11 protein-coding genes are annotated in these 11396 nt (G+C 73.0%); 4 read left to right on the forward strand and 7 right to left on the reverse strand.

Going from position 1 to position 11396, the window contains the following annotated elements; all coding sequences use genetic code 11:
• Positions 1-88: 88 nt before the first annotated feature.
• Together ABZ457_RS29840 and ABZ457_RS29845 are read right to left on the reverse strand one after the other, a co-directional pair.
• The gene (locus ABZ457_RS29840; RefSeq protein ID WP_359163955.1) at positions 89-1159 is read right to left on the reverse strand and encodes a terpene synthase family protein; all 1071 of its coding nucleotides are present in this window, start codon (positions 1157-1159) and stop codon (positions 89-91) included.
• 68 nt (positions 1160-1227) lie between these two features.
• Entirely contained in the window at positions 1228-1584 is a 357-nt protein-coding gene (locus ABZ457_RS29845; protein ID WP_359163958.1) for a hypothetical protein, read from the reverse strand.
• Between ABZ457_RS29845 and ABZ457_RS29850 the strand changes: the two genes are divergently transcribed.
• The gene (locus tag ABZ457_RS29850) at positions 1556-2212 is read left to right on the forward strand and encodes a hypothetical protein (protein ID WP_359163961.1); all 657 of its coding nucleotides are present in this window, start codon (positions 1556-1558) and stop codon (positions 2210-2212) included. The genes ABZ457_RS29845 and ABZ457_RS29850 overlap by 29 nt on opposite strands.
• On the opposite strand, the gene ABZ457_RS29855 is transcribed toward ABZ457_RS29850, so the two are convergent.
• The gene (locus ABZ457_RS29855) at positions 2209-3015 is read right to left on the reverse strand and encodes a TetR/AcrR family transcriptional regulator (RefSeq protein WP_359163964.1); all 807 of its coding nucleotides are present in this window, start codon (positions 3013-3015) and stop codon (positions 2209-2211) included. The two genes, ABZ457_RS29850 and ABZ457_RS29855, sit on opposite strands and share 4 nt — an antisense overlap.
• A gap of 169 nt (positions 3016-3184) precedes the next feature.
• Here ABZ457_RS29855 and ABZ457_RS29860 point away from each other — a divergent pair, with 169 nt between their 5' ends.
• The gene (locus ABZ457_RS29860) at positions 3185-4423 is read left to right on the forward strand and encodes a saccharopine dehydrogenase C-terminal domain-containing protein (RefSeq protein WP_359163967.1); all 1239 of its coding nucleotides are present in this window, start codon (positions 3185-3187) and stop codon (positions 4421-4423) included.
• Positions 4424-4509: 86 nt separating this feature from the next.
• Here ABZ457_RS29860 and ABZ457_RS29865 read toward each other — a convergent pair whose 3' ends face one another.
• The 4 genes from ABZ457_RS29865 to ABZ457_RS29880 form a co-directional block, all read right to left on the reverse strand.
• On the reverse strand, positions 4510-5922 hold the full coding sequence (locus ABZ457_RS29865; protein WP_359163970.1) for an FAD-dependent monooxygenase: 1413 nt from the start codon (positions 5920-5922) through the stop codon (positions 4510-4512).
• Positions 5923-6104: 182 nt separating this feature from the next.
• Positions 6105-6641 carry a hypothetical protein gene (locus tag ABZ457_RS29870; protein ID WP_359163973.1) on the reverse strand — a complete coding sequence of 179 codons (537 nt, stop codon included), beginning with the start codon at positions 6639-6641 and terminating at the stop codon, positions 6105-6107.
• 88 nt (positions 6642-6729) lie between these two features.
• Positions 6730-7722 carry a TIGR04222 domain-containing membrane protein gene (locus ABZ457_RS29875; protein ID WP_359163976.1) on the reverse strand — a complete coding sequence of 331 codons (993 nt, stop codon included), beginning with the start codon at positions 7720-7722 and terminating at the stop codon, positions 6730-6732.
• A 5-nt stretch (positions 7723-7727) separates the two neighbouring features.
• Complete coding sequence (locus tag ABZ457_RS29880) at positions 7728-9113, reverse strand: DUF692 domain-containing protein (RefSeq protein WP_359163979.1); 1386 nt, start codon at positions 9111-9113, stop codon at positions 7728-7730.
• A gap of 463 nt (positions 9114-9576) precedes the next feature.
• On the opposite strand from ABZ457_RS29880, the gene ABZ457_RS29885 reads away from it, so the two are divergent.
• Together ABZ457_RS29885 and ABZ457_RS29890 are read left to right on the forward strand one after the other, a co-directional pair.
• Positions 9577-10278 carry an RraA family protein gene (locus tag ABZ457_RS29885; RefSeq protein ID WP_359163982.1) on the forward strand — a complete coding sequence of 234 codons (702 nt, stop codon included), beginning with the start codon at positions 9577-9579 and terminating at the stop codon, positions 10276-10278.
• Positions 10275-11279, forward strand: coding sequence for a methyltransferase domain-containing protein (locus ABZ457_RS29890; protein ID WP_359163985.1), 1005 nt, complete (start codon positions 10275-10277; stop codon positions 11277-11279). The genes ABZ457_RS29885 and ABZ457_RS29890 overlap by 4 nt, the downstream gene beginning before the upstream one ends.
• Positions 11280-11396 lie beyond the last annotated feature (117 nt).

The following is an 11396-nucleotide window of genomic DNA, read 5'->3' on the forward strand; positions in this document are numbered from 1 at the left end:
AGCCGCACGGCCCCATCGAGACCGAAGCAGCCCGACGCCTCACCGAAGACCTCAACCACGAGTGATCAACGGCTTACCCAACACTTTCTCAGCCGTTCGGCCGGGCCCGTTCCGGAGCACTCGTGGGCCAGCCCGCTACCTTCACCAGCCGGGAGCGGTACGGGTTCCAGGGGGCGTCACCGCCGTGGTATCGCGAGGTCTGGCACTGGAAGTGGAGGCAGCCGCCGAGGAGGTGGTCGACGCCGTCGAGATAGGTGAGCAGGGGCCGCTCGCCACGGACCACTCGCGCCACCTCCGCCCGCTTCGCGAGGTACGCCGCCTCGTACTTCCTGACAAGCGCGCACACCGCGTTCACGGCGTCCTGGAGGGACATACCGGCGCGGCTTCTCAACAGTTCGACGGAGTTGAAGGCGAAGCCCTCCTCCTCCAGCTCCTTCCGCAGGGACAGGACATCGTTCACCAGGGCCGCCTGACGCATCGCAAGGCAGTGGAGCGCGTCCAGGTCCTCCTTCAGCGGGCCGTGGACCGTGTCGGACAGATCGAGCCCGAGCCCGAACTCCGTGAGCGTGAACAGGAGGTCGGACCCGAAGCTCTGCCAGCGCAGGCCGAAGTACTTCTCCAGACTGGGGAACTCGCGCCCCCTCCTCCAGGGCACCTCGCGGGCGAACCCTGTCACCAGCTCCTTCAGGCCCTCCCCGGCTCGCGCCTTCTGACGCGCGGGCATGTCCTCCGTCAGACGCTGCCACACGTCCGCGACCGCGGCGGCCAGCGGCGCGTCCGGGGCGGCCGTCCGCCCCTGCCACACCTCATGCAGGGTGGACAGCAGCCGGATCGGGCCGGCCTCGGCATGCCCCGCACCAGGCGCCCGACTCGACAGGTCGTCGATGAAGGCCGCCAGGTTCCACCAGTCCACCAGGGCCTGCAACCGGTCGGCGCGGGCCTGAGGATGGGCGAACGCGCCGAAGAGGCCGTTGCGCTGCCGCTGGTACGCCGCGAAGGCGTCGGGCGACCCTGCGAGGGAGCCGGCCCGGGCGCTCAGCCACCGGGCGGACATCTGCTCGGCGCGCAGCGCGTCGGGGTGGCGCGCGACCGGCAGGCGTCCGGCGAGCGGGGGCACGACATAGCTGCTCGGAGCGGCCTCGGTGAGGGCGGGTGTCATGGGTGCCTCCAAATGGCCATGTCGGCCCTCAGCATCTGCGCCGCCGCCCCGGGTCGGATGAGCAACCGCTACTCACGGATCGGGGACCGGGCCCGAACGCTGAGTAGCTGAGGCTCAATCCACTCAGTCGCGCTTCTTCTAGGCTCAAGCCGATCAATCAGACAAAAGGCCCCGCCCTCCTCCGTGCCGCCCCAGAGGAGGGCGGGGCCGATCGACGAGAAGAACGGATCGACGATGCGATTCACCTCCCGACTGCGCCGGTGGACGGTCACCGCGTGCACCATCACCGCCATGGCCTCGGGCACGAGTGCACTGACAGCCGCACCGGCAGCAGCGGCCGACTGCGTCCAGGGCAGCGCGGTCACGTCTTCGGCGTGGTCGGTCACCGCCTGCGGTGTGCCGGACATCGACCAGTTGTCGAACATGCTCCCCGGCAGCGGCATGAACTTCTGTCTGCCCGTGAGCGCGGCCAACGCGCTCATGTGGATGGCCGCCAACGGCTATCCCAACCTGGCCCCCGCCGGCCTTAACCCGGAGAGCGGCACGCCTGCCGACCGCCAGAAGGTACGGGACTTCATCAAGGGTCTCGCCACGGACCTGAACACCGACCCCGGGTCGGGCACGACCCAGTCCGACTTCGTCGCGGGGATGAACCTGTACTTCGCAAAGAAGGGGTACATCAACCTGAAGGCGACCCGGCACTACCTCCAGGAGAACGTGCTTGCCGCGCAGACCATCGCGCAGCTGATGGGCGGGACCAGTGACCGGCCGAAGCTGGCCATCGGCATCCTAAAGCGGGAGGGCCCCGGGATCTCCCCGACGTACCACGCCGTCACCCTGACCGGCGTCAAGGGCGTGGCGGGCGGGCCGTCGTCGGTGTCCTTCAATGACCCCGAATCCGACGAGTCCAACACACAGCAGTCGCAGTACACTACGGTGACCTACCCGCTCGGCGCCTTCACGTACGGCGAGGGACACGAGCTCGTGGGGATGAAGGGCTTCCGCGGCACGGGCAACAGGGTCGTGCTCCAGGAAGTGATCGCCCTGCGCTAGCGAGGCCGGGGTCCCAGGCCTCCCTCCTGCACCTGCACCAGCCCGTCCCCTGCACTCGCCGGGGATGGGCTGGTGCCGTCGGGCGTCCCGCGGACGTCGCGCAGGCGGGCCCGGAGGCGGCTCTCGGCGCTCGCGAGCAGCAGTTCCAGGGCGGCCGGGTAGGCGCTGAGGTTCATCCGGGCGACCAGCAGCGGGGCTGTCGCCGCGATGTGCGGGTACCGGTTCGCGGGCAGGCGGGCATAGGTCGATTGCCACTGGCCTTCGTCGCCGGCGCGGGCGGACTCGGCCAGGGCGAGGGTGCCGGCGTCGAGCGCGGCGAAGGCGAGGCTCTGGTCGATGAAGACATGGAAGATCTCGACGGCGTCCGCGTCGGGGAAGCCGGCTGTGCGCAGGATGCCGAGGACGATCTCGTCGGCCACGATCTCACGGTGCCGTCCGGACACCCGGCCGGCCGTGAGCACCGCCGCCTGCGGGTGGGCGAGATAGGCGGCGTGAATGCGCAGGCCGAGGTCGCGGAGGTCGGCACGCCAGTCGCCGCGGACCCTCCAGTCGTCGACGGCGCGGCCGATCAGTTCCTCACCGATCGCGAGGGTGAGGCCGTCCATGCCGTCGAAATAGCGGTACAGGGTGCTGGGGTCGGCTCCCAGCGCGGTCCCCAGCCGCCGGGCGGTCAGACCGCCGGGACCGTGCTCCTTCAGCATCCGCAGGGCGGTCTCGATGATCAGCCCCTCGGACAGGACGGTTCCGTTCCTGGTGGGCCGCCGCCTGCGGCGCTCACCCTCGGAGACCACGCGCTTTCCCATGCCGTCCGCCTTCCGCCGGTCCGGTGGCACGGTCCCCGGCCCGGGCCGGTGGCACGGGCTCCCGGGATTCTTATGCCAACAGCATTGACCTTACAGTGCCGGTCCGGGTTCCCTGGCCGTCCGGGAGCGCCGCACCCCGTGCGCTCCGCCGAGTGGAATGAGGTTCCTCATGCGTGTTCTTCTCGTGGGCGCCGGAGGCGTGGGCACCGCGATCACCCGGATCGCGGCGCGGCGCGACTTCTTCGACCACTTCGTGGTCGCCGACTACGACCCGGCGCGCGCCGAGGCCGCCGTCGCCTCGTTGGGCGGTGCCGGCGGCCGGTTCACCGCCCGTCGCCTGGACGCCTCCGACCGGGCGGGCGTGTCCGCGCTGCTCCGCGAGGAGCGGTGCGACGTCCTGGTCAACGCCACCGACCCGCGCTTCGTGATGCCCTTGTTCGAGGCGGCCCTCGAATCGGGTGCCCACTACCTGGACATGGCGATGTCGCTGTCGAGGCCGCACCCGGCACGACCGCACGCCGAATGCGGGGTCAAGCTCGGCGACGAGCAGTTCGAGCGGGCCGAGGAATGGGCCGAGTCCGGACGGCTCGCGCTGGTCGGCATGGGCGTGGAGCCCGGCCTCTCGGACGTGTTCGCCCGGTACGCGGCGGACGAACTCTTCGACGAGATCGAGGAGATCGGCGTCCGCGACGGCGCGAACCTCACCGTCGAGGGCTACGAGTTCGCCCCCTCGTTCAGCATCTGGACCACGATCGAGGAGTGCCTCAACCCGCCCGTCGTCTTCGAACGCGAACGCGGCTGGTTCACCACGCCGCCGTTCAGCGAACCGGAGGTGTTCGACTTCCCCGAGGGGATCGGCCCGGTGGAGTGCGTGAACGTCGAGCACGAGGAGGTGCTCCTGATCCCGCGCTGGGTCGATGCCGACCGGGTCACCTTCAAGTACGGGCTGGGCGAGGACTTCATCGGCAAGCTGCGCACCCTGCACGCGCTGGGCCTGGACTCGACCGAGCCGGTCACCGTCCGCTCGGCCGACGGAGGCACGGTGCGGGTGTCCCCGCGCGACGTGGTCGCCGCCTGTCTGCCCGACCCGGCGACCCTCGGCGAGCGCATGACCGGCAAGACCTGCGCCGGCACCTGGGTGAAGGGCACCCGGGACGGCAGCCCGCGCGAGGTGTACCTCTACCACGTCGTGGACAACCAGTGGTCGATGCGCGAGTACGGCACCCAGGCCGTGGTGTGGCAGACCGCCGTCAACCCGGTGGTCGCCCTGGAGCTCCTGGCCACGGGCGCCTGGACGGGCACGGGGATCCTCGGCCCCGAGGCGCTGCCGCCGCGCCCCTTCCTGGACCTGCTCACGGCGTACGGCTCGCCGTGGGGCAGCCGTGAGCAGGGCCCGGCGGGCAAGTGATTCGGGACGGCGGCGGAACGGACGGTGACTCCGTGCGGGACGTGACGGCGGGCGCGGGTGGGACGTCCGCCCGCCCCGCCCGGGCATCAGGCCGTGAGACGCTCCCGCTCGTCGTCCCTCAGCGGCGGGCCGCCCAGCGGGGGGCGCTTGGGGCCGAGGAGCATGGGCACGAGCAGGTCGGGGGAGAAGAGCCGGCCGGGCGGCTTCCGCAGGCTCATCACGTCGAGCAGGGCCGCCTGCGCCCGGGGGTTGTTGGCGCCGGTGGCCAGCGCCCGGTCCACGAAGCGGGCGCGCAGCCGATCGGCCGCGGTGGGCGGGGTCCCCGTGGCCCCGGGGTAGAAGGCGTCCTGTCCGACGGCTAGGTCCCAGGCGGCGCCGACGGGGCGGGCGGTCGACGTCTGGAGCGCCTTCGCGGTCCCGGGTGCGGTCAGCGGCAGCCGGTCCAGCACCTCACGCACGGCGATGCCGCACTGGGCGGCTACGGTGAGGCCGTGCGCGTAGACCGGGTTGTACCCGGCCGCGGCGTCGCCGAGGACGACGAACCCCTCGGGCCAGTGCCGCATCCGCTCGTAGTAGCGCCGCCGGTTGGCCGTGCTGCGGGTGGTGACCACGTCGCCGAGGGGTTCGGCGCCCTTGAGCAGCTCGCCGATGAGGGGGTCGCCGAGTCCGAGGGCGAAGGGGATGAACGCCTCGGGGTCGGCGGTGGGTTCACCGCCGCGTGTGCCGGAGAGGGTGACGATCCACCGGTCGCCCTCGACGGGCAGCAGGATGCCGCCCTGGCCGGGGGACCGGGTCGGGTCGGCCTGGACGTTGACGAGCGGGAAGCCGCCGGCCGCGGTGGTGCCCGGCGCCCGGTAGAGGCGGGTGGCGTAGGCGAGTCCGGCGTTGACCGACCGTTCGGCGACCTCGGGGAGCCCGAGGGCGGTGAGCCAGCGCGGGGCGCGCGAGCCGCGGCCCGAGGCGTCGACGACCAGGTCCGCGTGGAGCACGCTCTCCTCGGCGGGGCCGTTCCCGCCGGTACGGACCCGGACGCCGGTCACCCGGCCCAGGTCCCCTTCGAGGCCCACCGCGGTGGTTTCGTGACGGGCCGTCACTTCGGCACGGTTGAGGACGTGGTTGCGGAGCACGGAGTCCAAGAGGTCCCTGGAGCAGACCAGGCTGCGGTGGTCCCCGTGGGTGAAGCGCCGGAACCAGACACCGCTGGGCCCGCGGGTGACGATGTCCCGCATCGCGTGGGCGAGTCGTCCGCCCCGGGCGGTGACCTCCTCCAGGGCGCCCGGCACCAGGTCGCCGATGGCGGCCACTCCCCCGCTCCACACGAGGTGCGCGTGTCTCGACTGCGGGACGCCGCGCCGTGGTTCGGGTCCGTCGGGCAGGACGTCCCTTTCCAGCACGGTGACATCGGCGTGGTCGGCGAGTGCGGCCGCGGCGAGGAGGCCGGCCGCGCCCGCTCCGATCACGAGGGCGGTGGGACGTTGCCGGGCGGCAATCTGGGGCATGGGTGGTCGCAACTCCTTCTGGCGGTACGGGTGTTCCTCGCGACGGCCGCGAGGTCCGGGCCGGTGGCCCGGCGCGATGCTAACCAGGTGATCGGGTCCGGCCGGCCCACCGCCGCCGGGACTGCTCAGGCACGCCTCGGGCCCCGGAGCCGCGAAGCCCGGGGCCCGAGGCGGGCGGTCTCTCACATCCGGGTGAGCATCTCGTCGATGTGCCGGAGCAGGACCGCCCGCGTGCGGTCGAGGTCCTGACCACCGGACAGGCTCGCCACGGCGAAGTCGCGGTCCGCGCGGACCAGGACGGAGACGAACGCGCCTCTCATTCCCGCCCGCCCGGCCGGCTGTTCGCACAGCTCGCCTGTGCCCCGGGCCACCTTCACGGGAGTGAAGGAACACTTCCAGATCTGGGTGTGCTCCGTCCTGATGCCCCGGAAGGCGGTGTCGGCGCGTCCCTCCGGGCTGAGGTCCGGGCGGCGCGGGGGTGTGCCGCCGCCGTACCGCCGGAAGTCGATCTCCAGATTCGGCCCGCCCGTGGCGGCGACACGGCACTGCACACGGTTCTCGTTCTCCGAGCGCCAGACGAACGGCCTGACCCTGGATCCCTCGTCCGGGACGAGGGTCAGTGCTGCCGGGTCGTCGAGGGCCGTGCACAGGTCGTCGGGGACCGCGCCCGGCGCGGGGCCCGAGTCGACGGCGCAGCCGGTCAGCAGGACGGCCGTCACCGCCGCGAGGATCGCGGGATGCCCCCGTCCTCGTGTCCGTCTCCGCATCGGCATCTGCTCGCTGCTTCCTTCCGCACGTCTGCCGCACTCATTCACCACCGCCGCCTCCGCATCCGGAACCGCAGCCGCTGTCCGAGGAACCGCAGCTGTTTCCGTCGCCGGAGGAACCGCCGCAGGAGCCGGACCCGTCTCCCCCGGAGCCGCCGTCCCAGTCGGGGCCGCTGCCGTCCGGGCCGCCGCACCACAGCGGTTCTTGCAGGGCGGCGGTCCCGGCGCCCACGGCCGCCGCCGTGCCGAGGAAGTGAGCCCGGCCGGACCGGGAGCGGGTGCTCCGCCGGGCCGCCGCGATGTGCGCGGAGAGGTTCAGGTCCGGCAGGAACCGCACGTCGTAGAGGGCGACGAGGCCGACGACCGTGTGCAGGGCGGCCTGGCCCGGTGCCTCCCGGTAGGCGGCGAGGGCGCGGCGCCCGGCGGGCGAGACCCGTCGGCGCGCCCGGGCCGCCTGGACGAAGCCGACGCCCCCGCCGATCGCCAGGGCGGGGATCATCGCCAACGGCAGCATCCAGTGGTACGGGAAGGGAGCGGCGCCGACCACCGCGAGGACCACCAGGGCGAAGACCAGCGGCTCAGCGAGCACGCACACCAGGCCCTGGATCGTGCCCCAGCGCGCCAGGGACGCGTGGGCACCGGGCCGGTGCGCCAGCCCGCGGGCGGCGAGCCCGTCCCCGATCCGCTGTACGGCGGGGCTGCGGACCACGGCGAGCCGGACCGTGGGAAGGGCGCCGCCGGCCCCGCCCGCGAGGGCGTCGAGGACGGCCTGTTCGACGGGGTCGTGGGCGACGGGCCGGAGGGTGGTGACCACACCCGGTCCGCCGACGGAGATCCGGCCGTCGGTGTGCAGGGCGGCGATGGCGGCGTCGGCGACGCGGCCGGGCCCGCCGCTCAGGAAGGCGGCCTCGTAGACGTCGTGGACCGCGGCCTTCGCGGTGTGCGGGCCGCGCAGGGCGGCGGAGACGCGGACGAACAGCAGGGTGGAGGCGACGGTGACGGCGATCCAGACGGCGGCGACGAGTATCGGCATCACGGTCACCGCCCCGCGCCCACGAGGCGGGCCCGGGCGGCCCGGACGACCCTCGCCGCCCGCCCCGGGGGTTCCGGGGCGGCGACCCGGTCCCGCCACCATAGGGTGAGGCGATGCCGGGTGGCGGGGTCCTCCGGGCGGCCGGTGGCGAGCAGGTGCTCCGCGAAGGCGAGCGCGTCGCGCCGGTACCCGGCCCGCAGGGGGCGGCCCTCGGCGTACCGGAGGAAGGCGGGGCGGTACGCCGTGCCGAGGATCTCAGGGAGTTCGGGGGCGACCTTCGCCACCACGTCGGCCCGCTTGGCGGCGAGCGCGCGGCTCTGCACCCGCAGCCGGGCCGGGTCGAACCCGTCCGGCGCGGACGTCCCCGCGACCAGTGCGGACAGCAGCGCGGCCTGTGCGCTCCCGACCCGCTCCCGTGCCCCGGCGGACCTCGTCGCGTCCGCTCCGGCGGAGTCCGGCCCGACCGCAGCGGTCTCCGCCGCGGTGCGGGCGGAGACCGCTGCGGCCGGGGCCGGTTCGGTGGGTCGCCGTGGTGCGCCGCCCCGACCCGCCGGGCCCGTGCGGGTACCTGCCGCGTCGGTCAGTGTGGTGCGGATCGCGGCGAGTTCGGCAGCGAGTTCCGCTGCGGGCGGGTAGGCGTCGTCGCGTTCGAGGAGGACACCCGGCGGAGCGATTCGGGCACGCAGGGCGGCGAGAAGGTCCAGGACGGCAGCGGGGACCGGATGCGAGTGGGTGTCGTGCCAGACACCGTCGCGTTCGACACCCCCGGCGACATGGACATAGGCGACCGCCTCCAAGGGCAGTGCGTCCAGGGCCGCGAGAGGGTCCTCGCCCAGATTCACCTGGTTGGTGTGGAGATTGGCCACGTCGATCAGCAGGCGGACCCCTGTCCGCTCGACCAGTTCCGTCAGGAACTGGCCCTCCGTCAGCTCCTGTCCCGGCCAGGAGACCAGCGCGGCGATGTTCTCCACCGCCAGCGGCACCGGCAGGCCGTCCTGCGCGACGCGCACGTTCTCGCAGAGCACCGCCAGCGCGTCCCACGTCCGGGGCACGGGCAGCAGATGGCCCGACTCCAACGCCGGGTACGCCGTCGGCGCCCCACCCGCGCGCACGAACGCGATGTGCTCGCTCACCAGGGGCGACCCCAATGCCACCGCACGCTCGGCCAGCGCCGCCAGCCGCCCCGGTGACGGCTGCTCCGCGCCCCCCAGTCCCAGCGACACCCCGTGCGGCACGACCCGCACCCCCCGTTCCCGCAACCGCTCCAGAGAGGCGGGCAGATGCCCCGGACACACGTTCTCAGAGACCACCTCCACCCACTCCGGACCCGCCAGGGACTCGACCGCCTCCGCGATCTCCGGCCGCCACCCGATCCCGACACCCAACTCCATGGACTCATTCCCCCTTCCGCATGGCCCCCGCTGCCCTGCCGCGGAGGCGTCGGCCGACCGTGACGGGCCTGGAGGCGGCCCCGCCCCTCCCACCGCGCGCCGGTGATTTCCGGAGAATAGGGATGTTTCGGTCGAGGCATAAGGTTTCACTTGATGATGTGACATAGGTCACCATCAGGGCGCGTGCTCCCGCCACGCACCCTAAGGCCGTCCTGGGGCGGTATCCGCCGCTGCGCCCGGAAACATACTCAGTCCCACCCCCGCGTCACGACCACACCGGCGAACGGTTCCCGCGATCCCTTCACCCCCCTCGCCGGGAGCCTCATTTGAGTAACGACGACTCATGCACCCGCCGTCGCCTCGCGGGGAGCCTGATCGCACCGGCTCCGCCCAGCGGCATACCAGGCCGGACCGGCACATCAGCCCTGGTGGCAGGGCCGGAAGCGGAGATTCAGGAGAAGTGATGACGCAACACCCGGACCTCGCGGCGGCCGTGGCGGAGGCGCTGGCGGAACTGCTCGCCCTCCGTCCGTCGACCTCGACGGTAAGCGACGCCCTCGACGTCCTCGGACTGCCCGGTGCGCTCCCCGGCCTCAGCCCGCGCTCCGGCGCCGGCTTCGTGGCCGGCCCGGCCCACACGCTCCGCTACGAGCGCACGGAGCCGGGGCTGGGCGGGACCTTGGGCGACTACATCGACGACGTCCCGGCCGGAGCCGTGCTCGTGCTGGCGAACGGTGGCCGGACGGACTGCTCGGTCTGGGGCGACCTGGTGACCCGGGTCGCCCGTCGCGGCGGCGTCGCCGGCACCGTGATCGACGGCTCCTGCCGGGACCTCGACGCGATCCGGGAGCTCGACTACCCGGTGTGGTCGGCCGGAGTCAGCGTCCGCACCGGCCGGAACCGGGCTCGACTCGCGGCCTCGGACGTCCCGGTGCGCATTGGGGACCACACCGTCCACCCCGGAGATGTCGTCTGTGCCGACGCCAGTGGTGTGGTCGCCGTCCCCGCGGCGGCCCTGCGGGACGTGGTCGACCGCGTCCGCGCCGTCGAGGACATGGAGCGGCGCATCCTCGCCGCGCTCGACGCCGGCACATCCCTCTCCGAAGCCCGTGCCACCCACGGGTACCACCACGTCGCCCGCCACCAGCCGGAGGAACCGTCATGACGCTCATACTCCCGACAACGCCCGGAACCGACCGGAACGCCCAGCTCACGATGCTCCGCGAACGCGCCCCGCACCTGTACCGCCTGGTGGACCACCGCCGGGTCGTCGCGGCGGACGCCCTCAACGGCGCGGCACGGGACGACTTCCGCGCCGACAGCGACGGCGGGCGCGGCAGCAGCTACAGCCGGGCCCAGAGTTCCCTGGAGGTCCGGTCCACCGGCATCGGCACCCTGCTCGACCTGTTCGCCCGCCGCCCCGACGGCGAACGGAGCGTCGTCGTGGACCTGCTCGGCGGCGACGGGCTGGTGGGCCGGGTGGCGAGCCATCTCCTCGGCGTCCGCGACCTGACGCTCTTCACCTGCGACGCCTCCCCCACGATGGTGGACCACGCCTGGCGACGGGGCGTGTGCGCGCTGCGGCAGGCCGCCCAGTTCCAGCTGCTGCGGGACGGGAGCGTGGACGGCGTCCTCCTCGCGTACGGCACCCACCACATACCCCGGGAGGAACTGCTCGCGGTGTTCCGCGAGGCACACCGCGTGCTGCGTCCGGGCGGCACCCTCGTGGTGCACGACTTCGAGACGGGCTCGCCCATGGACATCTGGTTTTCCGACGTCGTCCACCGGCACTCGGAGACCGGGCACGACTACCCCCACTTCGACCGCGCCGACTTCTGGTCCCACTTCCGGGAGTCGGGTTTCGGGGAGATCGCGGTGCGGGAGATCGACGACTCCTTCCGGACCCGGGGGGCGACGCAGGACCAGGCCCGGTCGGCCATGGGCAGCTACCTCACGGACATGTACGGCCTCGCCCTGCTGCGTGAGGCTCTGGGCGCACCGGCCTGCTGGGAGGAGGTGTTCCGCCTCGGCGAGGAGATCTTCCGGTACGAGCGGCTGGACGGGACTGTGGACCGCGCGTCCTTCGCGCAGGACCCCGTCCGGGGGAACGTGGTCCTGCGCCTCCCCCGCCGGGCGCTCGCCGGATCGGGGCGGAAGCCGGGCTGACCGTCGGCGGCGAGACGGGAGCGGGACCCGCCGGGGGACGGCGGGTCCCGCTCCCGTCTCGTCTCAGAAAGTGTTGGGTAAGCCGTTGATCACTCGTGGTTGAGGTCTTCGGTGAGG

It is taken from the genome of Streptomyces sp. NPDC005805, from assembly GCF_040630445.1.
Classification (GTDB): Bacteria; Actinomycetota; Actinomycetes; order Streptomycetales; family Streptomycetaceae; genus Streptomyces.

Coding starts and splice junctions, on each gene's coding strand:
- ABZ457_RS29840 (WP_359163955.1), bottom strand. CDS start 1,159: ATGACACCCGCCCTCACCGAGGCCGCTCCGAGCAGCTATGTCGTGCCC.
- ABZ457_RS29845 (WP_359163958.1), bottom strand. CDS start 1,584: ATGTTCGACAACTGGTCGATGTCCGGCACACCGCAGGCGGTGACCGAC.
- ABZ457_RS29855 (WP_359163964.1), bottom strand. CDS start 3,015: ATGGGAAAGCGCGTGGTCTCCGAGGGTGAGCGCCGCAGGCGGCGGCCC.
- ABZ457_RS29860 (WP_359163967.1), top strand. CDS start 3,185: ATGCGTGTTCTTCTCGTGGGCGCCGGAGGCGTGGGCACCGCGATCACC.
- ABZ457_RS29865 (WP_359163970.1), bottom strand. CDS start 5,922: ATGCCCCAGATTGCCGCCCGGCAACGTCCCACCGCCCTCGTGATCGGA.
- ABZ457_RS29875 (WP_359163976.1), bottom strand. CDS start 7,722: ATGCCGATACTCGTCGCCGCCGTCTGGATCGCCGTCACCGTCGCCTCC.
- ABZ457_RS29880 (WP_359163979.1), bottom strand. CDS start 9,113: ATGGAGTTGGGTGTCGGGATCGGGTGGCGGCCGGAGATCGCGGAGGCG.
- ABZ457_RS29885 (WP_359163982.1), top strand. CDS start 9,577: ATGACGCAACACCCGGACCTCGCGGCGGCCGTGGCGGAGGCGCTGGCG.
- ABZ457_RS29890 (WP_359163985.1), top strand. CDS start 10,275: ATGACGCTCATACTCCCGACAACGCCCGGAACCGACCGGAACGCCCAG.